Genomic DNA, 26,148 nt, shown 5'->3' with positions numbered 1-26,148 from the left:
TTTGATATCAATAAAAGAGAGTAATGCATGAACTTTCAGCGTATGACTGACCTAGATTTGGCGGGTAAACGTGTTCTGATCCGTGAAGATCTTAACGTACCAGTTAAAAATGGCGTGATTACAAGCGATGCACGTTTACGTGCGGCGTTGCCAACAATTAAAGCAGCTGTAGAAAAAGGTGCTGCTGTAATGGTGTATTCACACTTAGGTCGTCCTGTTGAAGGTGAGCCTAAAGCAGAACAGTCTCTAGCACCTGTAGCCGCTTATTTAACAGACGCTTTGGGTCAAGATGTTCAACTGATCACTGATTATTTGGACGGTGTTGACGTTGCGCCAGGTCAAGTGGTTTTACTTGAAAACTGCCGTTTCAACGTGGGTGAAAAGAAAAACAATCCTGAATTATCTGCTAAATATGCAGCACTTTGTGATGTCTACGTTATGGATGCATTTGGTACGGCTCACCGTGCAGAAGCATCGACTGAAGGTGTAGCACGTTGCGCAAAAGTGGCTGCTGCAGGTCCTTTACTTGCTGCTGAGCTTGATGCGCTTGGTCGTGCACTTAAAACTCCTGCAAAACCAATGGTTGCGATTGTTGCAGGCTCAAAAGTTTCTACAAAATTAGATGTATTAACTTCACTATCTGATATCTGTGATCAATTGATCGTGGGTGGTGGTATTGCCAATACATTCTTAGCTGCTGCGGGCTTCAATGTTGGTAAATCACTTTGTGAAAATGACTTGATCGACACAGCAAAAGCCATTGCTGCAAAAGTATCTGTACCACTTCCAACAGATGTTGTTGTTGCTGATGCTGCTGAAATTGATTTTGCAGACTTCCTCGGTTCATTAGCTGCTGCTAAAGCTGTTGTGAAAAAAGTTGAAGATGTAACAGATAACGACATGATTTTGGATGTAGGTCCTGAAACTGCCAAAGCATTTGCTGAGATTTTGAAAACTTCAAAAACTATTCTATGGAATGGCCCAGTAGGTGTGTTTGAAGTTGATCAATTCGGCGAAGGCACAAAAGCATTGTCTTTAGCGATTGCAGAATCTGAAGGCTTCTCGATCGCGGGTGGTGGTGACACGCTTGCTGCAATTGATAAATATGAAGTTGCAGACAAAATTGGTTACATCTCGACTGGTGGTGGTGCCTTCCTTGAATTCGTCGAAGGTAAGACACTTCCTGCTGTAGCAGCGCTTATCGAACGTGCTTAATGAAGCATTATCAATAAGATAATATAGTATTAAAAAAGGTTGGCTTCGGTCAGCCTTTTTTTATGGTCCATTCATTTTGCCGTCATCAAAGTGCAATATTTCTGCAATAAAATTCATCGCAACACCTAATTCGCAGTAGTAGGAAACAACGATGAACTTAAAACTTGCACTTGCTGTACTTTTAATTGCTCCATTAACTTTGACAGCTTGTGCTAAAAAAGAGTCTGCACCAACGGAATCAGAAGCATCTGCAGTTGCCGTAGATAATGCTCAAACAACGCCAGAACAACAAAAAGCCATTGATGAACTTGATAAGCCAGTATTGGATGAAAAGAACCAAGATGTACCTGCTGAGATTGCAAATGCACCTGCAGACGAAGCAACAGCTGACGCTGAAACAGCCGCTTCAGCAGCAGCAACTCACTAAGATTGTTGTCTTTATTTAAAAAGTCCCTGCAAATGCAGGGATTTTTTTTTAAATAGTGTTATTTGTTGCTGAATTGAAATGATTGAGCATGTAGAATATGCGGCATTACCTGGGAGGATATTATGGCTCTTATTTCATTGCGCCAGCTCTTGGATCACGCCGGCGAACATGCTTACGGCGTACCAGCATTCAACGTAAACAACTTAGAACAAATGCGTGCAATTATGCTTGCAGCAGATGCAACAAATTCACCTGTAATCGTACAAGCATCTGCGGGTGCACGTAAGTATGCAGGCGCTCCGTTCTTGCGTCATTTGATTTTGGCAGCAATCGAAGAATGGCCACATATTCCTGTGGTTATGCACCAAGACCATGGTACTAGCCCTGACGTATGTCAACGTTCTATTCAACTTGGCTTCTCATCAGTGATGATGGACGGTTCTTTAGGTGAAGATGGTAAAACACCAACTTCATACGAATACAATGTAGATGTGACTCGTCGTACTGTTCAAATGGCACATGCATGTGGCGTTTCAGTAGAAGGCGAAATCGGTTGTTTAGGTAGCCTTGAAACTGGTATGGCTGGTGAAGAAGATGGTGTAGGCGCTGAAGGCGTACTTGATCATTCTCAGCTTTTAACTTCAGTTGAAGAAGCGCGTTCATTTGTAGCAGATACCAATGTTGACGCACTTGCAATTGCAGTGGGTACTTCACACGGTGCGTACAAATTTACTCGTCCACCTACAGGCGACATCTTAGCGATTGACCGTATTAAAGAAATTCACGCTGCGTTACCAAATACGCATCTTGTAATGCATGGTTCAAGCTCTGTGCCACAAGAATGGTTGGCTGTGATTAACGAATTCGGTGGTAACATCGGCGAAACTTACGGTGTTCCAGTAGAACAACTTGTAGACGCAATCAAACACGGTGTTCGTAAAATTAACATCGATACCGACTTACGTCTTGCTTCTACAGGTGCTATGCGCCGTATGATGGCTGAAAAACCAGCCGAATTTGACCCACGTAAATTCTTCTCTGCAACTGTTGATGCGATGAAACAAATTTGTATCGATCGTTATGAAGCATTTGGTACAGCGGGTAATGCTGACAAGATTCGTCCAATTTCTTTAGAGAAAATGGTGAGTCACTATAAATAATTTGTCTTGAGATAGATTATTTTTGAAGAAAAGCCCACAATTAAGTGGGCTTTTCTTTGATTTGAACTTAGAAAAATTGCTTTAAATACAACTCAAGAATAAGAGCGTGTCATGGAATTGATCTTTGCTGCCGCGATTTGCAGTGTTCTCGTTTCAGTAATTCTAAAACTCTGTCGTGATCGGGGTTTTAACCCTGCACAAATGATCACATGGAATTATGCATCTGCGAGTATTTTATGTTTTCTATGGTTTAAGCCGGATCTAGCCCATATTTCGATTAATAAAACGCCGTGGGTTTTAATTGCGGCTTTGGGTGTATTACTGCCGACGATTTTTTATTGCTTAGCACGCTCACTGCAAACAGCAGGTATTTTAAAAACCGAATTGGCTCAGCGCTTATCTGTTGTGCTTTCTCTTAGCGCAGCCTATTTTATTTTCAGTGAATATTTTAATGCCATTAAGCTCATTGGTATTGCACTTGGTGTACTTGCGGTATTGCTGATTTTATTTTCACAGCGTAAGGGAAGCATTGATGGAAAGCAGGGGATTTTATTTTTATTAAGCGTTTGGGCAGGCTATGCACTGATTGATGTGCTATTAAAATTTGCTTCAGGTTTAGGCATGCAGTTTGCGGTGACTTTAAATCTGGTGTTTATTTGTGCATTTTTACTTTCGAGTATTTATAACATCGTACAGCACGGCAGTTTGGGGCAGACCAAAAATATCCTCGCTGGATTGGGCTTAGGTCTCTTAAACTTTGCCAATATTGCACTGTATGTGAAAGCCCACATGTTGCTTAAAGACACACCTGCAATCGTATTTGCTGGCATGAATATTTTGGTCGTGGTTTTAGGTGTGGTTGCGGGCCTCATCATCTTTAAAGAAAAATTGAGAGTCGCAACCGTATTTGGTTTGATTGCAGGGATCATGAGTGTGGTTTGCTTAGCATATGCCATGTCTGTCTAAGATAATTTTTAGCAAAAACGATCGGGTGTTGTAGTAAATCATCCCACTCAGCCACGCCCATGAGCAGTCCTTGATCTCGACAGGTTGGACACTCAGGGCAGTGATGATCAGTATATTGATAAGTATGCAGATACATTTGATGGCAATGACCGCATTCAAACTTCATCGGCATTTGTAGTAAATATGACATGTCCCACCTCTGCTTGAATTGTTGTTTTGATTCAAATTATTCAGCAAAGTTCAGACCAATTTATAAAATTTCTATTTTCTCACATTGTTACTAAATATGTCGTTATTAAAAAAGCCCTCGTATTGAGGGCTTTTAGTTTTAGATGTTTACTTAACGTGTGAGTTGTTGAAAACGTTGTAAGGTATTTTCAAAATAACATTTACCCACAGCAACAGGGTGCTTCAGAAAATCTTGAGTTTCAATGGTGCCTTGTAACTGACCCGGTTGTTTACAGTTTGGGCAGTTTGGATAGCTATGGAGCATATCGCCCGCATATTTTTGTAAATAAACCGTATTGCACGCTTCGCAATGAAATTTCATAGGTAATTTTATAGCTGTAGGCATAGGGAGAAACCTGAGTATATTTTGAGCAGAATATACTCGATAATTGTTTAAATAATAAGTCCCGAAATGACAAAAAAGAGGCAAAATTGCCCCTTTCGTCGGTTTTATGGAAAGCTTAGAGGTGTGTAAAAATTTCTTCAGCATTCAGACGTGATTTAGGTAATTTCGCATTGAAATCATTTTCGCTACGATAGCCTAAAGTCATCAGTACAGAAGGAATCAAGTTTTGTTCAACTAAGCCCAATTCTTCAGTGATGATCGCTTCGTCAAATCCACCAATCGGTGTTGCATCCACACCTTCAATGCCTGCTGCCAAAAGCATTTGACCTAAAGCAATAAATGTTTGGTTTTCAGCCCAACGTTGAATATCACCTTTTTCATTACGATAATAATCGACATAACCTGTACGGCTGTCTTTTTGACCTTGTTTGGCTTTGTCATCTTTAAAGCGACCACTACGATCATCCTGATTTAAAAGATTATCTAAATGCTCTGCAGTGATGTCTGCTTTAGTACAGAATAAAATCGTATGTGATGAATCTAAAACTTTTGGGGCATTGTAGGCATATTTTCCTACTAAGGCTTTGGCAATGCGTTGTTTGGCTGCATCATGATCTGCAATAAAAAAATGCCAAGGCTGAATATTAATGGAAGATGGTGTTAAACGGAGTATTTGTAATAAACGCTCAAATTGTTCCTGTGGAATTTTTTTAGCAGGATTATATGCTTTCGTGGTATAGCGTTGTTTTGATACGTTTAACAGATCCATCGAATATCTCCAGATATAGTTTGCTGTAGTTTAGCGGATAAATGGCCAAATGGTCTAAGGAGAAAATTTTCCAAAGATAGATCTTAGTCGTATATGCTGTACTCATTGGCTAAAAATTAACAGATTTAAGCTGTATGAAGTGCGAATTAGAGTTATATAAAATCATAAGATAGATAAATGCTATTGGTAGTTTTTGCCAAAAGGCGTTTAATCAATTGTAGTTAATCATAGTTTAAGCATGAGACAGCAGCGATGGATTACACCAATCATTTCAAGAAAAAATTAAAAACCGAACAGCAGATTGGTTTATGGGTCGGATTAGCCGATGCTTATGGGACTGAAATAGCTGCAAACGCAGGTTATGACTGGTTGCTAATTGATGGCGAGCATGCACCAAGTGACTTACGGACGACATTGTCGCAATTGCAAAGTATTGCAGCATATCCTTCGCAAGCCGTAGTTCGACCTCCAATTGGTAGTGTGCAACTGATTAAACAATTGTTGGATATCGGTGCGCAAACCTTGCTGATTCCTATGGTTGAAACTGTTGAACAAGCTCAACTTATGGTTAAGGCAGTACGTTATCCACCTGAAGGTATTCGTGGAGTAGGTGCAGCATTAGCACGTGCAACACGTTGGAACAGTATTCCTGACTACTATGCAACTGCACATGAAAATATCTGTTTACTGATTCAGATTGAGTCGGTTGAGGGGATTAAAAACTTAGATGAAATACTGAAAATTGATGGCATCGATGGGGTATTTATTGGTGCGGTGGATTTGTCGGCGACGATGGGTTATCAGGGGAATTCGAACCATCCTGAAGTACAAAAAACCGTGATTGATGCAATTCAGCGTATACGTAAGGCGGGTAAAGCCGCAGGTATTTTGTCGACACAACATGATGTGACTCAGAAATATATCGAGTTAGGCACAGAATTTGTTGCCGTGGGTGTCGATACCAGTGTGCTCATGAATTCGTTACGAGAGCTTTTATCGAAGTATAAAACCGATACCCAAGTAATGAAAACAGAAGGTGGTTACTAAGCGGTACAGCCTTGGTTATATTATTTACTGTGTGGGTAATTAATTTACTCGTTGGTTAAAAAAATTAATTCAATAATTTTAGCAAAAGTAGTGGCTTAGAGTATATATAAGTCCTACTTTTGCTAATCAAAGCGCAATATTGTATACTTCTGCTTAACTCGAAGCGGGTAATGTTCCTGCTTATCTTTTTTTATTTAGCTGATTGTGATTTATCTGTATTCAAGCTTCTGACTTGAATCTTATCTTTGTAACTACAGAATTATTATTCCAAACCCGATTGATTAATCTCTTTGTTCTGTCACAAAAAGCTCACATGTTGAGTAAATCTTTTGAATATTTTAAATACTTGGCAAACTGCCAAAGCCGTAAATGGCGACGAAATTAATGTGAAATTGGTGCCTTTAAAACGTCAACAAAATACCAATGCTGGTTTAATTTGGGTTGATGTTGGGCAAATGATTGAATTAGAAACAGGCGAAACATTTAACCTGAATCTAGATGGCAAAAGCTTCTATACTGGCCCAAACCAGCTATATCGCTTAGCATAAATGAAAAAAACAGCAGATCATCTGCTGTTTTTTTTGCTTAATTAAAAATCTACGTTTGCATGGTTTGGATACGTACATTAATCAGATATGATGGTAAATTTTTCTAAAGGCTAACGATTAGAAAGCTATGGACTAGTAAGACCAAATTTTTAATTTTAAATCACTCACAGATGGGTTTTCATTAAACTCTAATATTTGAGCTTGCTCTGCACGCCAATCCCCTAAAACGATACGCGGTTTGCCATGCACATCATGTATTTGGGGGCGGTGGGTATGTCCATGAATCAGTAGATCGGCTAGCTCTAAAGCCTTTTCTACAGCTTCGGCATTTACATCCATAATGTCATAGGATTTAACTTGCTTGGTTTCTGTACTTTTTTTGCGGAAGCCATTGGCGATTTTTTGTCGAAAGCTAAGCGGTAAGCTCTTTAAGAAACCTAAAAGCAAAGGATTACGAATCACTTTACGAAACTTTTGGTAAGACACATCATCGGTGCAAAGTAAATCGCCATGTTCGAGACGAATTTTATAGTTGCCAATGTGGAGATAATCCACGTCTTTTAATAATTGACCGTGAAATTTATCTAAAAACTTTTGACCCAATGCAAAATCACGATTACCTACTTGGAAATAAATTTGATTTCCCAAAGCAGTGAAATCTTTTAGTGCTGTAATGATTTCGTCTAACCATGGGGCAGTGAAGTCATCACCAATCCAAGCATTAAACCAATCACCTAAAATATACAGCTGGGTATTTTGAGTTTTGTATTGTTCTAACAAAGCTAAAAACCCCCGAACGAGTCGAGGGTGTTCAGGTGACAAATGTAAATCAGCGATAAACAGATAGGTCACGAATCTTTTCCTTTGAATCTCCCTAAATCCCTCTTTAAAAAAGAGGGACTTTTCCTCCCTTTTATAAAGGGAGGTTAGGAGGGATTCTTATTCAGAAATGATTTTAGCTGATTCAATTACAACGTTCTCTAGAGGAACGTCTGCGTGGTAGCCACGGTTACCAGTGCGAACGCTTTTGATTGCGTCAACAACGTCCAGACCTTCAGTTACTTTACCGAATACTGCATAGCCCCAACCTTGCGCTGTTTTACCAGTGTGGTTAAGGAAAGAGTTGTTTTTCACGTTAATGAAGAATTGAGCTGAAGCAGAGTGAGGTGCTTGAGTACGTGCCATAGCGATCGTACCAACATCATTGCTTAAACCGTTGTCAGCTTCGTTTTCAATAGAATCACGAGTTGTTTTTTCTTTGAAGTTTTCATCCATGCCGCCGCCTTGGATCATGAAACCATCAATAACACGGTGGAAAATCACGCCGTCATAGAAACCATCGCGAACATACTGTAAGAAGTTTTCAGCAGTTTTAGGTGCTTTTTCAGTGTTAAGCTCAAGAACAATACGACCTTTATTGGTGTTTAATTCGACTTGAGGAAAACTCATTGTGTAATCTCCTGTACATGGACATGAAAGCCATGGGTTTTTTGGTTGTGAGAAGCATAAGCAAACTGTAAACTACAAGGCAAGTAAAAACGTTACTTTCTTTGTTAAAAATGAAGAAAAGCGTTTTAATTATCCTAATTTTATCTTTATAGAAGTGATTTTATTACCATGAAGCCAAACGATGTTGTTTCATCCCTGCCTAACAATCCGACAACCAAGAACAATGCCCCTGTCGAAGCTGCGCAGCAGGAACAACAGCCAGGCTTAGATTTTGTACGTCAAGTCATTACCGATGATTTATCTGCAGGTCGTACAGAACAAGTTGTAACACGTTTCCCACCAGAGCCAAACGGCTACCTACATATTGGTCATGTAAAAGCCATTTGTCTGAACTTTGGTATTGCTCAAGAATTCGCGGGTCTATGTAACCTCCGTTTCGACGATACAAACCCAGATGCCGAAGAACAAGAGTATGTAGATGGTATTGCCAATGACGTGAAATGGCTAGGTTTTGAGTGGAACGGCGAGCCGCGTTATGCATCGAGCTATTTTGATCAGCTTTACACTTGGGCAGTTCAATTGATTGAACAAGGTGATGCCTATGTGGATTTGCAAAGCCCTGAAGAAATCAAACTAAACCGCGGTAATTTTGTTGAGCCGGGTAAAAACTCGCCGCAACGTGATGCTAGCGTAGAAGAAAACTTAGCGCGTTTTGAACAAATGCGTAATGGTGAGTTAGGAGAAGGTCAAGCCGTACTACGTGCCAAAATTGACATGACTTCACCTAACATCCATATGCGTGATCCTATTTTGTATCGTATTTTGCATTCTGAACATCACCAAACTGGTGATAAATGGAAAATGTACCCAATGTACGATTATGCGCATCCATTATCAGATGCCATTGAAGGAGTTACGCATTCACTGTGTACACTAGAGTTTGTTGATCACCGTCCATTTTACGACTGGGTTGTAGAGAAAGTTAAATCACCATCTGTACCACATCAGTATGAATCAAGCCGCCTAAATGTAGATTACACCATTACCTCTAAACGTAAATTACGTAAATTGGTTGAAGGTGGATTTGTGAATGGTTGGGATGACCCACGTATGCCGACCGTTGTGGGTATGCGCCGTCGTGGCTTTACTCCAGAAGGTCTACGTGACTTCTGCAAACGTGTAGGTGTAACGAAAGTTGATGGCAGTATCGTAGATGTTGCAATGCTTGAATACTGCATCCGTCAGTCTTTAGAAAATACTGCTTCGCGTGGCATGGCTGTGTTGAATCCACTCAAAGTGACTTTAACTAACTTGCCTGAAGCGATGGATTTGGTGCATGCACGTCATCCAAACGTAGACATGGGTGACCGTATCATTCCGTTAACTCAAGACATTTACATTGATCGTAAAGACTTTGAAGAAGTTGCGCCTAAAGGCTTTAAACGTCTGATTCCGGGCGGTGAAGTGCGTTTACGTCATGCGTATGTGATTAAGTGTGATGAAGTGATTAAAGACGAGAACGGTGAAGTGGTTGAATTGAAATGTTCAATTGACCCTGAAACTTTAGGTAAAAACCCTGAAGGCCGTAAAGTGAAAGGTGTTGTACATTGGGTTTCTGCAAGCAAGGGTATTGCAGCGGAAGTTCGTATCTACGACCGTTTATTCACTGAATCAGACCCTGAAGTGGGTGATGACTTCCTTGCAAACTTAAATCCAGAATCACTTAAAGTGGTTCAAGCGGTCATTGAGCCTGCATTGGCAGAAGCAAAACCTGAAGATCGTTTCCAATTTGAACGTGAAGGTTACTTTGTTGCAGATCAGTTTGATCATACAGCTGAAAAACCAGTGTTTAACCGCATCTTAGATTTGAAAGACAGTTTTAAACCGGGTAAATAAAATCTTAGTTTTTAAAGGGATTCATCTTTGAATCCCCAATAGGTTAAGATCAAGTAGGTTAAGATTAAGCTCAACTTCGGTTGGGCTTTTTTCATGCTTGAGATGGTTCATTAAGGCAGTACAGAGGGGAAATAAGTGATCATTCGAAATAAAAATAATAGCTTTAAACTTTTATTTGCATGGCATGGCACGATACTCCCAAAAGTCATGCCTGCGTTGGCTGTCGTCGTGAGTTTGTCGGCGATTTTGGTGTATCTAAGTGCTGCACATTACCTGAATACGCCCGAAGTTCCAGCCATCGGGTTTACTATCTTTGGGGTAATTCTGTCGATTTTTTTGAGCTTTCGAAATACTGCCTGTTATGACCGTTGGTGGGAAGGTCGCAAGCTTTGGGGCACATTGATTGCCAATACACGCCACATGATTCGGGATAGTCATGTACTTGAAGATGAGCAAAGAACCGTGTTGATGTACCGCATCATGCTGTTTTGCAATTTGTTACGTGATCGCTTACGCTATGAATCACAAGATATTGTACATTTTAAAGACGGTGTAGATTTAACGGAGCAGCAATGGCAGCAATGCCGAGACAATATCAATGCACCACAGTATTTACTTGAAATTATTCAAAAAGATTTAGTCAAAACCTATAAACAAGGTCAGATTACAGACATTATTTACAGCACGCTCACACGTCATACTGTAGCGATGGGTGATATCCATGCAGGCTGTGACCGTATTATGACCACGCCATTACCATTTTCCTATTCGGTGCTTTTACATCGCGCAGTGTATTCATTTTGTCTGATTTTGCCATTTAGCCTAGAGGCCAGTTTAGGGATATGGACACCTGTCATTGTGGCTTTGATTGCATATTTATTTTTAGGTTTGGATGCGTTAAGTGCAGAACTGGAAGAGCCTTTTGGCTTGCAGGAAAATGATTTACCGCTGGACTCGATTGTACGAAACATTGAGCGTGAAATGTATAGCAGCTTAGAAGTTGAACTTCCGCCGCTGATTAAGACTTTTAACAGTAATTTAAGATAAATTCTTGGCCTAATTTTCAGATAAATTCGGCGATACGTACCAAGCATATTGATGCTGAAAATAATCGTCCAAGTGTCGCATAAAAGCCTGTACTTTAGGCGGAACAAAATGTCGATGCGGAATTACCACATAGATTGCAGTACTTTGAACAGGGATTGCTGATAGAACTTGGACGAGTCTGCCAGATTGTAAATCTTCATCCACATGCCAGATGGAGTTGTTTGAGATGCCTAAACCTGCAAGTGCTGCTTGGCGTACGCCTTCACCTGAGTTGATATGAACTTGTCCTGAAACAGGTATATTTATGTTGTGTTGATCTTGGACGAATGTCCAAAGCTGCGAAACACCCTTAGGGTATTTCTGTAAAATGCATTGGTGTATAGAGAGCTCTTCTAGGGAGTGAGGTTCGCCATATTGTTCGATATAGCTAGGCGAGGCACACAAAATACGACGGTTTAAGCTGAGCGGTTTAGCAATCAGTGATGAGTCTTCTAACTGTCCAATACGTATCGCAACGTCGATACCTGCGGAGACCAAATCTAAATTTTGATCGGTCTGTTCAATATCCAAAGTCAATGTTGGATGCAACTTGGCAAAGGCTGCAAATACTGGCCCTAAAATACGATTTCCAAAAACTTCTGAACATATGATTTTTAATACGCCACTGAGTTGTTGTGGTTCAGGCTGAAATTGGCTCAGTAGCGAATTAAATTGTTCGAGTAAGGGAAATCCTTGTTGCAATAAAACAGCACCTTCCTGTGTTAAATGTAGTTGCCGTGTGGTGCGATGAAATAGGCGTAGCCCTAAACTTTGTTCAAGTCTGTGTAGACGGCTACTAGCGACAGAAACAGAGAGATTGGCTTCTTTGGCGGCTTGACTGATTGAACCCAGTGTCGCCATTCGTGTGAATAAGTCGAAATCTTCAGTCAGCATTATCAATATAATCAAGAAAGTCTTTCTTGATATTCAGGGTTTTTCTGATAAACATCTGTACTTATTCTGTGTATAAATCAAACACAGGAAATCACCATGAATTATCACAATCTAGGGCAATCTGGCTTACAAGTTTCAGAGTTCGGCTTTGGTGCAGGTACATTTGGCGGGCAAGGCCCTATTTTCTCTGCATGGGGGCAAGCGAGCTTAAATGATGCTCAGCGCATGATTGATCTCTGTATTGATCAAGGCGTGAATTATTTCGATACTGCAGATGCTTATTCAAATGGTGCCTCAGAGCAGATGCTAGGTGCATTACTTCATTCAAAACGCCAAGAGGTGATTATTTCCAGCAAAGTGGGTATCCGATTGAATGATGGAATCAATCAAGGTGGATATTCTAGAAGCTATATAATTCAAGCCGTGGAGGCGAGTTTAAAGCGTTTAGGTACGGATTATATTGATGTGCTGCAACTCTGCATCAGTTTGATAGCACGACGCCACTTGAGCAGCTGATGCGCAGTTTAGATGACTTGGTAGGTAGTGGAAAAGTTCGCTATATCGGTGCGTCGAATTTTTCAGGCTGGCAGCTCATGAAAGCACAGTCGATTGCTCAGCAGCATGGCTATGAAAAGCTAAGTGTGCATCAAGTCTATTATTCTTTGATTGGACGTGACTATGAATGGGAGTTGATGCCTGCACAGCATGATCAACAGATTGGTGCAGTGGTTTGGAGTCCGCTGGGCTGGGGGAGATTAACTGGAAAATTTGATCGTGAGCATGCGATTCCAAAGCAAAGTCGACTACATGAGACCGCTCAATTCGCACCGCCAGTTCAACACGAAAAGTTATTTGCAGTGTTAGATGTAATGCAAGAAATTGCCATGGAAACAGGGCACTCTATCCCACAGATTGCATTGAATTGGCTGAAAACCAGACCGACTGTGTCTAGTATTTTGATAGGCGCACGTAATGAACAGCAACTGTTGGATAACCTTGCGGCGAAAGAATGGTCATTAAGCTTAGAGCAGTTAGCCCGATTAGACGCAGTCAGTGCAGTGTATCCACCTTATCCATACTATCCCTATTAGAATGGGCAATTTACAGAGAAGAATCCCACGCTAGTAACATCAGCATTTATTTCAGAACATACAGCAGAATAGGGCAATAACAATTCAGTGGTAGGCAATGATCAGTGCTCTGTGCTATCACTGAATAAAATTAAAATACTGTAGGTATGCTGATGAGTGTCGTGATTGAAACCCAGATGTTAATTCGTAAGTCCATCAATATCGTATTTAATGCCTTTGTTGATCCTTTAATTACACAGCATTTTTGGTTTAGTGCATCGAATGGCTATCTAGAAGAAGGTAAAACAGTGCAATGGACTTGGCAAAAATATAATGCAGTCGCCGATGTAGACGTGCTGAATATTAAGGAAAACAAATTAATTCAAATACAGTGGGGTGAACCAAAAACTCAGGTCGATTTTATTTTTGAGCAAATTAGCCCGATGGAAACCTATGTTCGCATCAAAAATTCAAAGATTCCTCTGCAAGGTCAGGCATTGATTGATTTTATTATTGATAGTACAGGTGGTTTTACAACGGTTTTGGATGCAGCCAAAATTTATTTAGAACATGGCCTGCAAAGCAATTTGGTTGAAGATAAATTTCCACCTTTTAGCAATGCGAACTTTTAGCAATGTGAAGAGTGACCAAGATTAAGCATTACATCTGATACGCTAAAATAAAAAGCTTGTGTATTGGCACAGGATCTCTAAGCAATGTGCTGATCTACTGAAATTTGATAAAGCCACAGTTCAACGATGCTGTAGTGGATTAACGATTTTTATGTTCTTCACGCTTTAAATAGGTATAAACCGGCATCTGCATTTTGGCTTTTTCGCGCAGTTTCTTTTTGATATAGAACACCAGTGCAAAGCAAGTAGTGGTCACGGTCAGCATCATGCTACTCATAAAACTCATCAGAGAACTGACATAACCAATCGTGGTGAGTCGGTTCATCATACGAAACACCTGAGGACTACTTTCAACACCAGTAATGGCCCATGTGCATAAGTGTTCGCAGTTATTAATAATCAGATGATAGTTGTTTTCATGCATACGTGAGCGCATGCGACGCACCACTTTACGCCCTTTAAATTTTGGATTGCTGTACGACTGAACGATGATTTTTTTGCCGTGACTGAAATTTTCGATAGAAGTCATTTCAATCGGATGTTTTTTGAAAAGGTGTGCAAAACCTGAGTAGTGAATGACTCTACCGCGGCCGGCATATATGCCATGATGGCTATAACCGAAGTGTTTAACAATCAGATGTGTTCCAAGAGGAAAACCATCTTTCTGCACATGCATGTATTTACCAGTCCTACTTTAAATCCGAATTATTTTTAAAGATTAGTCTACTTTTAATCTGTGAATTAATCGACTATTTTAGCGATGATTTAGCTAAAATTTGTTCGATTTTTAACGTGCGCTATGGATAGGGTCATGCTTGGTCTTCAATTAACCTCAATGTTTAAAAAAATGCGCTTTATGATGCTGCTCGGTCTGATTTTCTCACCGAGTATTTCCTATGCCAATATTCAAGCGAAACGTGTCAGTCAGCCTATTGCCGTGGATGTGGTTGAAATTTCCGATCTGAGTCAACTGAAGCTCTATTTATATGATACACAGCAGCAGCCATATCAAGACCTACAGCGACTAAAGCAGGTATTAGCGCGTAAGTGTAATACGATGAACTTCGCAATGAATGCCGGGATGTATCATGCAGACTTAGCACCTGTTGGTCTATACGTTGAAAATGGAGTGCAGAAAAAAGCCTTGAATCGTGCAACACGAGGCTTTGGTAATTTTTTAATTCAGCCGAATGGTGTTCTAGCATGGAATGGCAAGCAAGCGGTGATATCAACCACACAAAAATATGCTTCCACAGATTTTAAGGCACGTTATGCGACGCAGTCAGGTCCAATGCTGGTGGTAGATGGAAAAATCAATCCAAACTTTATCCCACAGTCAGATTCATTGAAAATCCGCAATGGTGTGGGGATCAAAAACGGCAAGTTGTATTTTGTGATCAGTCGTGAAGGCGTGTCGTTTTATGCATTTGCACAATATTTTAAGCAGCAATTATCGATTAACAATGCCTTGTATTTAGATGGATCTGTGTCTAGTGCAGATATCCAAGCGTTGAATAGACATGATTCAAGTTTAAAACCTTTAGGGCCAATTGTAGCGTATACAACAGCATTTCAATGCAAACAATAAAAGCCCGAATGGTCGGGCTTCATGTATACAGTCTTTAGATTGATAGCAACTACTGTTTATTTGCCAACTAAACCTAAAAAGGTACTTTGGGTTTGGCACATTTGAATGGCTTGTTCTTTAGATTGTTGCTTAATACTTTCTTCAAACTGTTTTTTCTGTTCTTTGATTTGCTCTTCGTTTAAGCCCATTTGTTTCGATAGGGCTTCGAGTTTATCCCAAGATTCTTCGCATTCTTTGGGGATTTGGCTACAAGCACTTAGACTGAGTATGCAGCAGGCAATAAGGCAACTTGTTAATTTATTCATGTTCATTCCTTTAATTTTTATATCAATGCTGTTTAGAGGTCTTCGGCATCATATTTGATGCAATATTGGGTTTTATTGTCGAGTGCTTAAAAATTATATATCGCTAATTTGCCTTGGAGCATAGCATAAAAGTTGTAAATTACGATGTGGCCGACTCACAAAACCTGATCTGTAAATAAGCGGCATCATTATGATTATTTTAAAAATGAAAAAGGCACTCTGTAAATAGAATGCCTTGTTTGAACACTGAATGTTCAGACTCTACTGTAGAGGTAGATGCTGGATTTCATTTAATTCCTTACGGCTATAACCGCGCGAAGCGAGTACTTTTTTGATACCGAGGATAACATCTTCATCCGTTGCCTTTGTAAGAGCAGCAATAAGCTGTTCATTGGTTTTACAAGAGCAATCATTTTCAACACAGGCAATTTGATTCTTATGCCCGTTTTGCTGTTCATTTGAGAACAACTTTTGCCAAAAACTCATAGAGCCTTCATTTGCGACCTAACATAGGACGAAATATAACCAATCCAATAAATAAAGCAAGACTACTAAAGTGAAATTTTAGCCACTTGAATCATCATTTTTTCGATTGGACTTTTAAAATCTTTAACTTATTTGTTCTTAAAGCTGTTCATAAATATGCATGTGACGAGAAAATAAAGCTTTTTTAGAATATAAAAAAGGAGCTTTTAGAAAGCTCCTTTTATGACAGCAACATGACTTGAAATAATTTGTTTAAATCTTCTCAAGAAACACGCCAGACTCTACATGGTGTGTATAAGGGAACTGATCAAATAAGGCAAATTTGCTGATTTTATGCGTTTGTGAAAGCAGTTTAAGATTGTCATGCAAAGTATCTGGGTTGCATGAAATATAGATAATGCGTTCAAAACGTTGCAACAGTTTTAGTGTTTCATCATCGATGCCTGCACGCGGTGGATCGACAAATACCGTATCGAAGTTATAGCTTGAAATTTCAATTTCAGCTTCTTCAAGGCGGCGGAATGTACGTTCAGCATTGTAGGCTTGGGTAAACTCTTCAGCTGATAGACGAGCCACTTGGATATTATCAATGCCATTTTGCTCAATATTCCACTGTGCTGCATAGACTGAAGACTTGGCTAATTCTGTTGCCAAAACGCGATTAAAGCGTGTTGAAAGAGGCAGCGTGAAATTACCATTACCACAGTAGAGCTCAAGTAAGTCTTTGTCTGAATGATCGGCAGCCTGACACGCCCATTCCAGCATTTTTTGACATACGCCGGCATTGGGCTGCGTGAAGCTACTTTCGATTTGTTTGTACTGATATTTACGGTCAAACACTTGGAGTTCTTCAATCACATAGTCATCAGTCAAAATCACGCGCTGACCACGACTACGACCATAAATCTTGATATTGAGCTTTTCAGACAGCGCTTTGGCAGCAACTTCCCATTCAGCATTGAGCGGGCAGCGGTAAACCAATGAAACCAGCATTTCACCTTTCAGCGTTGCTAAGAAATGAACTTCAAATAATCGGCTAGATAAGATCTCTTGTGCCTTGAGTTCATTTAATAATACGGGCATTAAATCATTAATGCTTTTATCTGCAATCGGGAAATCTTTAATTTCGACAACTTGTTTTTCATTGTCTGCATTGCGTTCAAACATTGCATAGAACATATCATTTTCAGTATGCCAAATTCGGAATTCCGCTCGCATACGAAAGTTTTGTTCAGCAGAAGGAAAAACTTCTAAAGAGGGAGGGTTGTATTCTGAAAATTGAGCCGTAATGCGGGCAACTTTGGCATCAAGTTGTTGCTGATAAGTTGAAGTCATATGCAGTAAAAAATCGCAAACATATTAAAAAAAGTCATGTTAGCAAAATTCACCTTATAAGACTAAATTAATTCCACTTTTGGCTGTATTTATCTGTAGAGAAGATGAATCTGAATCTTTAAATTAGTTCATTCATCTAGGGGAAAGTTAAAAAAATGCTCAATCTTTATGGAACATTCATAAAGATTGAGCTAAGTGAGGAACTGATTAGTTGGAGTTCAATTCAGTGTTTAATTCATTGTCATTAAGCTGGCATTACCACCGGCTGCAGCTGTATTGACACTAGTTGCACGCTCAATCACGAAACGTTCTACAGGGATGTCATATTGGCCTGAAGCTAAATGCGTAATGCCAATAATTGCACCTTCACGAGATGCAATGACTTGTTGAATTTTTAATAACTCAGCTTTTTCACCATGATGTAAAACCGCATCAAAATTGCCATGATAAAGATCCGTGATCACTTTAAATTGGTCCACGAGGATTTTTGGCATGCTATTTAAGTGTTTCAACACAAAAGTATTGTCTGCAAGTACGACGGGCTGACTACCCACCGATAAAATCGCAGCAATTTGATTCAGTTGATCTGCATCATTATTAGCTAATGAAAGCACACCCTTACGTGCCAAAATGGCATATTGGTTGTTTTCACCGGTTGGTCCTTGCAGTTCAAAACTTTGTCCTGCGGCTATGGCCTGCGGTGTTTGAATCGCAATGCCTGAAAAATGCTGCTTCGCCCAAGCGTTAAAAGCTTCATATGCAGGGAAGTGTGCAGCTTGTGTTTCTGCCCGAGCAGCATAAGGTGTAGCCAATTTTTTCTCAGAAATTTGATGCATTAAACGGTAAAGATATAAAGGACCGCCAGCTTTTGGACCTGTACCTGATAAGCCTTCGCCGCCAAAAGGTTGTACACCAACCACAGCACCTACAATATTACGGTTAATGTACAGGTTGCCGACTTCTGCATGACCGATAACTTTTTGAATCGTGTCATCAATACGTGTATGCAAGCCCATGGTTAAACCATAACCTTTGGCATTAATTTGCGTTAATAGGTTTTCAATCTCACCATATTTGTAGGTAATTAAATGCAATACTGGCCCAAAAACTTCGCGTTCTAAATCATTTAAATTTGGCAGTTCAATCAAAGTTGGTGCAACGAAGGTTCCCGTACTTAAGGCAATGCTATCAGCATTAAACATGATTTGATGTACTGGATAGCCTTTGCTACGCATCTTCTCAATATGTTTTTCAATATTTTGCTGTGCTTCAAGGTCGATCACTGGGCCAATGTCAGTTGCTAATAGTGCGGGATTTCCGACACGAAGTTGCTTCATCGCACCTTGTAACATGGTACGGACTACGTCCACATTATCTTCTTGCACACAGAGAATACGCAGGGCAGAACAGCGTTGACCTGCACTGTCATAGGCAGAGTTAACGACATCCAATACCACTTGTTCTGTCAATGCTGATGAGTCAACAATCATGGCATTTTGACCACCAGTTTCAGCAATCAAAACCACACTTTCGCCAAATTGGTTTAAGCGCTGTGCAACGGTTTTTTGCAAGATACGTGCGACTTCCGTTGAGCCTGTAAACATGATGCCTTGGACACGTGAGTCCGCGCTGAGTTTGGCCCCAATGGTTTCGCCACGGCCAGGGAGAAGTTGCAATACATCGAAGGGAACACCTGCTTCCCATAAAATATGTACAGCTTGAGCAGCAATCAGAGGCGTTTGTTCAGCAGGCTTGGCAATCACGGTATTACCTGCAACCAAGGCTGCAGCAATTTGACCTGTGAAAATAGCAAGCGGGAAGTTCCATGGGCTAATGCACAGCACAGTACCTAGGGGTTCAATTTGCGTATTCTCTGCTAGATCAATTATTTGAGCTGCATAATAACGTAGGAAATCTACAGCTTCACGGACTTCAGCAATAGCATTGGCATAAGTTTTACCACTTTCACGTGACAACAACACCATCAGAGATTGCAATTGTGCTTCCATCAAATCCGCCGCACGGTTTAAGCATGCTGCACGCTGATCTTTGTCTAAAGTTTTCCATGAACCTTGGGCATTTACCGCATTATTGAGAGCGATTTCCGCTTGTTCTAAACTGGCTTCGCTGACACTACCGACCACATCACTACGGTTTGCAGGGTTTGTAATGTTGATACTTGCAGTATGAATTTCTTCTAAATTAGCGCCCATTGCACTAGCATGCCACTGGGTATGTGCATGCTGTACTGCCGTGGTATTGAGCTGAGATAAGTCGCGATCATTGGCTAAATCGAGTCCTTTTGAGTTGCGACGTTCTGTGCCATACAAATCTTGCGGAAATGGGATAGAAGGATGCTTAGCGCCAGTGATACCTTCTTTTTCAGCCGTCGCTAATATCGTCTGTCTTGGATTTTCAATTAAATCTTCAATTTTTAAATTTTTATCTGCAATACGGTTGACGAAAGAGGTATTCGCACCATTTTCCAGTAAACGTCGAACCAAATAGGCCAATAAGGTTTCATGGTTACCCACTGGTGCATAAATACGACAAGGCACACCCAGTTTGTTATCAGACTTCGAACCCACCACTTGTTCATAGAGGGGTTCACCCATGCCGTGAAGGCACTGAAATTCATACTGGCCTGGATAGTAAAGCTCTGGCTGTGCTAATTGGTAGATCGTAGCAACGGTTTGCGCATTGTGTGTTGCAAACTGAGGATAAATTTGCTCAGGTGCTGCCAAGAGTTTTTTAGCACATGCAATATAAGACAGGTCGGTATGAACTTTGCGCGTAAATACAGGATAGTCACTCATACCTTCAATTTGCGCTTTCTTAATTTCGCTGTCCCAGTATGCACCTTTCACTAAGCGGATCATTAAACGTTTTTGGCTACGCTTAGCGAGGTCAATAATATGGTCGACCACATAGAAACAGCGCTTTTGGTAGGCTTGAATCACAAATCCAATACCTTTCCAGTCTGCTAATTTAGGCTCAAAACACAGGCGCTCAAGTAGTTCCAAAGAAATTTCTAGGCGGTCAGTTTCTTCAGCATCAATGTTTAAACCAATATTGTAATGCTTAGCTAATACAGCAAGTTCTAGCACTTTGCCATAAAGTTCGTTATGTATACGGTCGATCTGTGAACGTTGGTAGCGTGGGTGTAGGGCAGACAATTTGATCGAAATACCTGCGCCGTTATAAACATCCTTACCTTCAGAGGCTTGACCAATCGCGTGGATCGCATCGGTATAGTCTTGATAATAACGTTCTGCATCAGGTTCAGTTAATGCTGCTTCACCTAACATGTCATATGAATAACGGAAGCCTTTGTCTTCTAATACTTCTGCATGTTTAAGCGCTTCATTGATGGTCTCGCCTGTAACAAACTGTTCGCCCATCATACGCATAGCCACGTCTACAGCTTTACGGATAATGCCACGTCCACTGCGTGCTAAAATACCGGTGAGTAGGCTAGACAGACTTTTTTGTTGAGGGGTTTCCATCAGTTTGCCCGTCAGCATTAATCCCCAAGCAGCAGCATTTACGAACATGAGGCTACTTTGGCCAACATGATCTTTCCAGTTACCTTGGTTGATTTTATCTTTGATCAGTAAATCACGTGTTGCTTTGTCTGGAATACGGAGTAGCGCTTCAGCTAAACACATGAGCGCGATGCCTTCCTGAGAAGACAATGAAAACTCTTGTAGCAAGCCTTGTACAATGCCTGCTTTACCTGTACCGCTTTTACGTTCACGTAATGAATGGGCTAAGTCAAAAGCCAATTGTTGAATTTGATCGCTGATCGGGGAAGGGATTTCACTGTGTGCTAATAAGTTTTCAATGCACTCAGTTTCAGCACGACGCCATGCTGTATTAATCGATTGTTCAAAGCTATTCTTGTCTTTAAATTCAGTGATGTAGTCATCGCTTCCCGTGACTTCAAATACTTTTCCATTCATGTTTCAATTTTCCGTGTCAAAGTTCTATGACGAGCAAATAAATCTTGAGCTTGATCCTTTATTTAATTTATCATCACAGAATATTTAGCGAATAACTCACTATAGTTTTAATAATATTTAGAGAAAAATTCAGATGACTAGCCCATATTTGAGCTTAGACCGTATAGATATTCAAATTTTAGAGCTGCTGCAAGAAGACGGAAAATTGTCCAATATTAAGCTTGCAGAAATGGTAAATTTATCACCCACTGCGGCGTTGGCACGTGTGCAAAAATTATCGAAAGAAGGCTTTATTTTAGGCTATGAAGCACGTTTAAATCCGGTCTTACTCAACAATGGATTTGTGGTTTTTGTAGAGATTTTACTAGATAAAACTACGCCCAATGTATTGGAAGATTTTTCGGATGCAGTACGTCAAATTCCAGAAATCGTAGAATGTCACATGATCAGCGGTGGTTTTGATTTTGTGGTGAAAATACGCTGTGCAAACATGGAAGAATTTAGAAAAATTTCAGGGCAGGTGCTTTGGCAGCTACCTGGTATCAAGGAAACGCGTAGTTATCCTGTGATGGAAGTAATCAAAGAAAGTATGCAAATTAAGCTGAAACCTGCGGCTCGGCCGAAGTAGCTAATCATCAATAATTGAGTACTAAAAAGGGGCATTTAGCCCCTTTTTAGTGTCAAAAATTTTAGATTTCAGACATTTCTTTTTGATATTGCGCTTCGGCTTTTTCAAAGCGTTCAACCACATCCGCCTCTGGTGCTTTGCCCAATAAGCTCACGACAACGATACTGATCGCAGAGAAAATAAAGCCTGGAATGATTTCGTATAAACCAAGGTGGCCTAAGTAGTTTTTCCACACGATGACAGTCACAGCACCCACGATCATGCCAATGATAGCTCCGTTAAGCGTCATACGTTTCCACAGCAATGAAAGAATAATCAGCGGGCCAAATGCAGCACCGAAACCTGCCCATGCATAAGCCACTAAGCCTAAAACTTTACTTGCAGGGTTCATTGCAAAGGTGATTGCAAATACGGCAATTGCCAAGACCATCGCACGTCCAATCCAAACCAATTCTTTTTGCGATGCGTTTTTACGAATAAATCCTTTGTACAAATCTTCCGTCAAGGTGGTTGAACACACCAATAACTGACAGCTAAGTGTGCTCATCACCGCAGCTAAAATTGCGGCCAAAATAATCCCAGCAATCCACGGATTGAATAGAATTTTAGTCAATTCCATAAATACCGTTTCAGGGTTTGCATTAACGACGCTTGCCAGTTCTGGGTGAACTTGGAAGTAAGCAATACCGATATAACCGGCTGCTACAGCACCGCCTAGACATAGGATCATCCATGTCATACCAATGCGACGTGCATTCGGAATGGATTTAACAGAATCGGCTGCCATAAAGCGAACCAAAATATGCGGCTGACCAAAATAGCCTAAGCCCCACGCCATGCTGGATAAAATCGCAACTGTACTTAAGCCTTCAAATAAATTGGAAGCTTGCGGGCGAGCTGTTTCCAAAATAGCAGCAAGATTTTGACTGTTATCACCTAAAGCAAGGTAGGTGATGATCGGTGTGATCAGCAGTGCAAAGATCATCAGACCCGCTTGGAAAGTATCGGTCCAACTGATCGCTAAGAATCCACCAATACAGACATAGCTGATGGTTGCAATTGCACCAATCCACAGTGCTGTTGTGTAGTTCCAACCGAATAAACTTTCGAAAAGTCGTGCGCCAGCCACCATGCCAGAAGCACAGTAAATCGCAAAGAACACTAAAATCACTACAGCTGAAATGATACGTAAAATCTTTTTACGGTCTGCAAAACGGCTCGTGAAATAATCGGGCAGGGTCAGGGCATTATTTTGATATTCGGTATGAACACGCAAGCGACCAGCAACGATCAACCAGTTCAACCAAGCACCGATAATTAAGCCGATTGCAATCCAAGCTTCGGAAAGACCAGATAGATAAATTGCACCAGGGAGACCCATGAGTAGCCAACCACTCATGTCGGATGCACCTGCTGAAAGTGCAGTCACAACACTTCCTAAACTTCGTCCACCTAAAATGTATTCGTCAAAGTTATGCGTAGCTCTGTAGGCATACAAACCAATGGCAAGCATTGCAAGAATATAAAAAATAAAGGTGACTAATGTCGGGTTTAAATGGCTCATAGGCGGTTCGTCCTTAATGAAAGCAAATCATCTCTGTCCTAGATGAAAATTTGTACTTCTGTCGTAAGTCGCAGATTCAAGCACGATTTAAAAATTACACTCTGTAACCTTTAAGCATATTTTATGTATATTTTGTGTAAACACTATTTTTTCTTATTACAAATCGAATTTTTTATTGTACTGTTGAAATGTTGTCCAGAAGGGAATTTAAATTTTGTTAAGTAAATCTACCTAAGACTTTTCATCACAAAAAGAGAACTAATGAAATTAGGTAAAAATTACACAATGTTACATAGTGAACAAGAAATGTGCATTTGAAATATTTGGTTGCAAATGTGCATCACATCATCTGTAGTGAGATGATTTGAACAGGTCGAATATGAGGTATGCACAGTCTTGGTGCGTAATTAGAGGGAATGCGCAGTGACAACGGTTCAAATGGAAAAAACGAGAATAGAGCATGATTTATTGGGGGATAAAGCAGTCCCGCAGTCATGTTATTACGGTATACATACATTGCGTGCCATCGAAAACTTTCAAATATCAAAGCAGCATGTCGGACAAAATTTAAACTTTGTACGCGCTATTGCTCAGGTAAAAAAAGCGTCAGCAGAAACCAATTATCAATTTAACTTAATACAAGATGATATTCGCCAAGCGATTCAGCAGGCGTGTGATGCATTGATTGTTCATCCTGAACAATGGGCAGATTCATTTCCAATTGATATTTATCAAGGTGGAGCAGGCACTTCTATTAACATGAATGCCAATGAAGTCATTGCCAATATTGCCCTTGAGTTGCTCGGAGATGCGAAAGGCAGTTATCAAAGGATTCATCCCAACGACCATGTCAATAAGTCACAATCGACTAATGATGTCTATCCAACAGCGCTGCGTCTAGCGACATATAGTGCTTTTAATGCTTTATTTGTGGTGCTAAATCAACTTATAGGAAGCTTACATCTCAAAGCTGATGAGTTTAAACATGTCATCAAAATGGGGCGTACACAGTTACAAGATGCAGTTCCGATGACTTTGGGGCAAGAGTTCCGAGCATTTGCAACATTATTAAAAGAAGATTTGAAGTTGATTGAGCAAAATCGACAGCTTCTATTGGAAATTAATTTAGGTGCGACGGCAATTGGCACTGGCGTGAATTCTCCTGCGGGTTATGCAGCCAAGGCCGTTGAAAATCTAGCTCATTTGACCGGTCTAAAATTGCAAGGTGCAGAAGACTATGTCGAAGCAACCAGCGATTGTGGCGTATTTATTTTATTATCGAGTTGCTTAAAACGTTTAGCTGTCAAACTTTCTAAAATTTGTAATGACTTACGTCTTTTAAGTTCTGGGCCACGTACAGGTTTAGCGGAAATTCGATTACCTGAGTTACAAGCAGGTTCGTCGATCATGCCTGCAAAGGTCAATCCCGTGATCCCAGAAGTGGTCAACCAAATTGCATTTCGAGTAATGGGGAATGATTTAACCATCACTTTGGCTGCAGAAGCAGGGCAATTACAATTAAATGTCATGGAGCCTGTGATTGCATTGTCCATGAATGAATCGATTGAGCTTTTGGTGAATGCAGTAAAAACATTAGACAGCAAATGTATTCAAGGGATTCAGGCAAATGAGCAAGCATGTTTTGATGCTGTGATGCGTAGTGTAGGTATTGTGACCTTACTTGATCCATATTTAGGTCATGCAAAATGTGATGAAATCGGTAAGCAATGTATTGCCGAAAATAAAACCATTCGCCAAGTGGTTTTAGAGCAAGAGCTGTTAACTGTAAGTCAATTGGATGAAATTTTCTCGATTGAAAATTTAGTTTCTGAAGTGACACCATTTAGTATGCCACTCGCTCAAGTGAGTTAAATGCTTATTTAAGACTTTTAAATAGTAAATGATGAGTAAATGACGAAGGTTAATCCTTCGTTTTTTATTTGAAGAAATTAGTGGTAAATCTAGAAAACTAATCTGATGGCAGTGATGTTTTAGATTTCTAAAAGAAAGTATTAGGTTGAGAATAAAACGCTATATTTGCTTAGGATTGTAATTATTGTTCTATATATAGTCATGAAGGTTTGGATGAAAAATTTAGTGCATAGATAAAGTCAGAAAAGCTTTAACTTGCCCAAAAAAGGATGTAATCGAAGTACAATAGGTTTTTTATCATGTTGTAGATAGTCAGATGTTTAATAAGTTAGTCGATTTATTCAAAGGCGCTAAAGAGTCGCCTGAGCAACTTTACTTAGAACAATACCACATTCAATATGATGAAACTCAGGGCTATATCATTGAAGGCGTAGTTTTAAATACTTTGTCTGAACGTATGGAATATTTGTCGAATAGAAAAATGACAAATTTCGATGATTTAAAACAGCTCTATGCGACTGCAATGATTATCAATGAAAAAATAGACTTGGAAATTGCAAATCAACGCTTTGTTGCACGATTAGGCAATACTGAAGAAAATCTGTTGCAATTTAAACATTATGTCAAACTATTGAATGATTATTATCGTCAATTCATCCGTGATCGTAAGTAAGT

General features: G+C 40.1%; 24 protein-coding genes and 1 pseudogene. 14 read left to right on the top strand and 11 right to left on the bottom strand.

Annotated features, from left to right (window positions below):
* Positions 1-27: 27 nt before the first annotated feature.
* The 4 genes from FTU77_RS02105 (at position 28) to FTU77_RS02090 (ending at position 3,768) form a co-directional block, all read left to right on the top strand.
* Positions 28-1,215, top strand: coding sequence for a phosphoglycerate kinase (locus FTU77_RS02105; protein ID WP_180054411.1), 1,188 nt, complete (start codon positions 28-30; stop codon positions 1,213-1,215).
* A gap of 151 nt (positions 1,216-1,366) precedes the next feature.
* Positions 1,367-1,642, top strand: coding sequence for a hypothetical protein (locus FTU77_RS02100; RefSeq protein WP_078188696.1), 276 nt, complete (start codon positions 1,367-1,369; stop codon positions 1,640-1,642).
* A gap of 122 nt (positions 1,643-1,764) precedes the next feature.
* Entirely contained in the window at positions 1,765-2,802 is a 1,038-nt protein-coding gene (fba, locus tag FTU77_RS02095; RefSeq protein ID WP_078188695.1) for a class II fructose-bisphosphate aldolase, read from the top strand.
* Between the two features lie 111 nt (positions 2,803-2,913).
* On the top strand, positions 2,914-3,768 hold the full coding sequence (locus tag FTU77_RS02090) for an EamA family transporter (protein ID WP_078193508.1): 855 nt from the start codon (positions 2,914-2,916) through the stop codon (positions 3,766-3,768).
* A 340-nt stretch (positions 3,769-4,108) separates the two neighbouring features.
* Here the strand turns inward: FTU77_RS02090 and FTU77_RS02085 are convergent, their stop codons facing one another.
* Together FTU77_RS02085 and nfsB are read right to left on the bottom strand one after the other, a co-directional pair.
* Entirely contained in the window at positions 4,109-4,342 is a 234-nt protein-coding gene (locus FTU77_RS02085) for a hypothetical protein (protein WP_078188692.1), read from the bottom strand.
* 115 nt (positions 4,343-4,457) lie between these two features.
* Positions 4,458-5,111: an oxygen-insensitive NAD(P)H nitroreductase gene (gene nfsB / locus FTU77_RS02080; protein WP_111883737.1), complete on the bottom strand. Its 654-nt coding sequence runs from the start codon at positions 5,109-5,111 to the stop codon at positions 4,458-4,460.
* 252 nt (positions 5,112-5,363) lie between these two features.
* Here nfsB and hpaI point away from each other — a divergent pair, with 252 nt between their 5' ends.
* Both hpaI and FTU77_RS02070 read left to right on the top strand, forming a co-directional pair.
* Positions 5,364-6,158, top strand: coding sequence for a 4-hydroxy-2-oxoheptanedioate aldolase (hpaI, locus tag FTU77_RS02075; RefSeq protein ID WP_168379673.1), 795 nt, complete (start codon positions 5,364-5,366; stop codon positions 6,156-6,158).
* 329 nt (positions 6,159-6,487) lie between these two features.
* On the top strand, positions 6,488-6,706 hold the full coding sequence (locus tag FTU77_RS02070; protein ID WP_111883736.1) for a transposase: 219 nt from the start codon (positions 6,488-6,490) through the stop codon (positions 6,704-6,706).
* 132 nt (positions 6,707-6,838) lie between these two features.
* Here FTU77_RS02070 and FTU77_RS02065 read toward each other — a convergent pair whose 3' ends face one another.
* Together FTU77_RS02065 and FTU77_RS02060 are read right to left on the bottom strand one after the other, a co-directional pair.
* On the bottom strand, positions 6,839-7,558 hold the full coding sequence (locus tag FTU77_RS02065) for a UDP-2,3-diacylglucosamine diphosphatase (protein WP_180054409.1): 720 nt from the start codon (positions 7,556-7,558) through the stop codon (positions 6,839-6,841).
* Positions 7,559-7,645: 87 nt separating this feature from the next.
* The gene (locus tag FTU77_RS02060) at positions 7,646-8,155 is read right to left on the bottom strand and encodes a peptidylprolyl isomerase (RefSeq protein WP_180054407.1); all 510 of its coding nucleotides are present in this window, start codon (positions 8,153-8,155) and stop codon (positions 7,646-7,648) included.
* 168 nt (positions 8,156-8,323) lie between these two features.
* On the opposite strand from FTU77_RS02060, the gene FTU77_RS02055 reads away from it, so the two are divergent.
* Both FTU77_RS02055 and FTU77_RS02050 read left to right on the top strand, forming a co-directional pair.
* Positions 8,324-10,051 (top strand): glutamine--tRNA ligase/YqeY domain fusion protein, encoded by a 1,728-nt coding sequence (locus FTU77_RS02055; protein ID WP_078193499.1) that lies wholly within the window; start codon positions 8,324-8,326, stop codon positions 10,049-10,051.
* Positions 10,052-10,186: 135 nt separating this feature from the next.
* Positions 10,187-11,098, top strand: coding sequence for a bestrophin family protein (locus FTU77_RS02050; RefSeq protein ID WP_180054405.1), 912 nt, complete (start codon positions 10,187-10,189; stop codon positions 11,096-11,098).
* Between the two features lie 9 nt (positions 11,099-11,107).
* On the opposite strand, the gene FTU77_RS02045 is transcribed toward FTU77_RS02050, so the two are convergent.
* Positions 11,108-12,031: a LysR family transcriptional regulator gene (locus tag FTU77_RS02045; RefSeq protein ID WP_180054403.1), complete on the bottom strand. Its 924-nt coding sequence runs from the start codon at positions 12,029-12,031 to the stop codon at positions 11,108-11,110.
* Between the two features lie 96 nt (positions 12,032-12,127).
* Here FTU77_RS02045 and FTU77_RS02040 point away from each other — a divergent pair.
* Positions 12,128-13,122: pseudogene (locus FTU77_RS02040) on the top strand (aldo/keto reductase).
* Between the two features lie 152 nt (positions 13,123-13,274).
* Positions 13,275-13,733, top strand: coding sequence for an SRPBCC domain-containing protein (locus FTU77_RS02035; RefSeq protein WP_373683906.1), 459 nt, complete (start codon positions 13,275-13,277; stop codon positions 13,731-13,733).
* A gap of 139 nt (positions 13,734-13,872) precedes the next feature.
* On the opposite strand, the gene FTU77_RS02030 is transcribed toward FTU77_RS02035, so the two are convergent.
* Complete coding sequence (locus FTU77_RS02030) at positions 13,873-14,409, bottom strand: lecithin retinol acyltransferase family protein (RefSeq protein ID WP_111883727.1); 537 nt, start codon at positions 14,407-14,409, stop codon at positions 13,873-13,875.
* A gap of 135 nt (positions 14,410-14,544) precedes the next feature.
* Between FTU77_RS02030 and FTU77_RS02025 the strand changes: the two genes are divergently transcribed.
* Positions 14,545-15,321, top strand: a complete 777-nt coding sequence (locus FTU77_RS02025) for a phosphodiester glycosidase family protein (RefSeq protein WP_257222167.1) — start codon at positions 14,545-14,547, stop codon at positions 15,319-15,321.
* A 56-nt stretch (positions 15,322-15,377) separates the two neighbouring features.
* On the opposite strand, the gene FTU77_RS02020 is transcribed toward FTU77_RS02025, so the two are convergent.
* The 4 genes from FTU77_RS02020 to putA form a co-directional block, all read right to left on the bottom strand.
* On the bottom strand, positions 15,378-15,626 hold the full coding sequence (locus tag FTU77_RS02020; protein ID WP_168378614.1) for a hypothetical protein: 249 nt from the start codon (positions 15,624-15,626) through the stop codon (positions 15,378-15,380).
* 261 nt (positions 15,627-15,887) lie between these two features.
* Entirely contained in the window at positions 15,888-16,112 is a 225-nt protein-coding gene (locus tag FTU77_RS02015) for a hypothetical protein (protein ID WP_180054399.1), read from the bottom strand.
* A gap of 252 nt (positions 16,113-16,364) precedes the next feature.
* Positions 16,365-17,447, bottom strand: a complete 1,083-nt coding sequence (trmA, locus tag FTU77_RS02010; RefSeq protein WP_180054397.1) for a tRNA (uridine(54)-C5)-methyltransferase TrmA — start codon at positions 17,445-17,447, stop codon at positions 16,365-16,367.
* Between the two features lie 230 nt (positions 17,448-17,677).
* A complete protein-coding gene (putA, locus tag FTU77_RS02005; RefSeq protein WP_180054395.1) occupies positions 17,678-21,409 on the bottom strand; it encodes a trifunctional transcriptional regulator/proline dehydrogenase/L-glutamate gamma-semialdehyde dehydrogenase in 3,732 nt (1,243 codons plus the stop codon).
* 133 nt (positions 21,410-21,542) lie between these two features.
* Between putA and FTU77_RS02000 the strand changes: the two genes are divergently transcribed.
* Positions 21,543-22,037: an Lrp/AsnC ligand binding domain-containing protein gene (locus tag FTU77_RS02000; RefSeq protein ID WP_180054393.1), complete on the top strand. Its 495-nt coding sequence runs from the start codon at positions 21,543-21,545 to the stop codon at positions 22,035-22,037.
* A 61-nt stretch (positions 22,038-22,098) separates the two neighbouring features.
* On the opposite strand, the gene putP is transcribed toward FTU77_RS02000, so the two are convergent.
* Positions 22,099-23,601, bottom strand: a complete 1,503-nt coding sequence (putP, locus tag FTU77_RS01995; RefSeq protein WP_180022140.1) for a sodium/proline symporter PutP — start codon at positions 23,599-23,601, stop codon at positions 22,099-22,101.
* A gap of 423 nt (positions 23,602-24,024) precedes the next feature.
* Between putP and aspA the strand changes: the two genes are divergently transcribed.
* Both aspA and FTU77_RS01985 read left to right on the top strand, forming a co-directional pair.
* The gene (aspA, locus tag FTU77_RS01990) at positions 24,025-25,473 is read left to right on the top strand and encodes an aspartate ammonia-lyase (protein WP_180007828.1); all 1,449 of its coding nucleotides are present in this window, start codon (positions 24,025-24,027) and stop codon (positions 25,471-25,473) included.
* Positions 25,474-25,789: 316 nt separating this feature from the next.
* On the top strand, positions 25,790-26,146 hold the full coding sequence (locus FTU77_RS01985; protein WP_180022141.1) for a hypothetical protein: 357 nt from the start codon (positions 25,790-25,792) through the stop codon (positions 26,144-26,146).
* Positions 26,147-26,148 lie beyond the last annotated feature (2 nt).

It is taken from the genome of Acinetobacter sp. YH12142, from assembly GCF_013418435.1.
Classification (GTDB): Bacteria; Pseudomonadota; Gammaproteobacteria; order Pseudomonadales; family Moraxellaceae; genus Acinetobacter; species Acinetobacter amyesii.
Note: the sequence above shows the minus strand (reverse complement) of the source record. Positions and strands in the feature narration are given on the sequence as shown.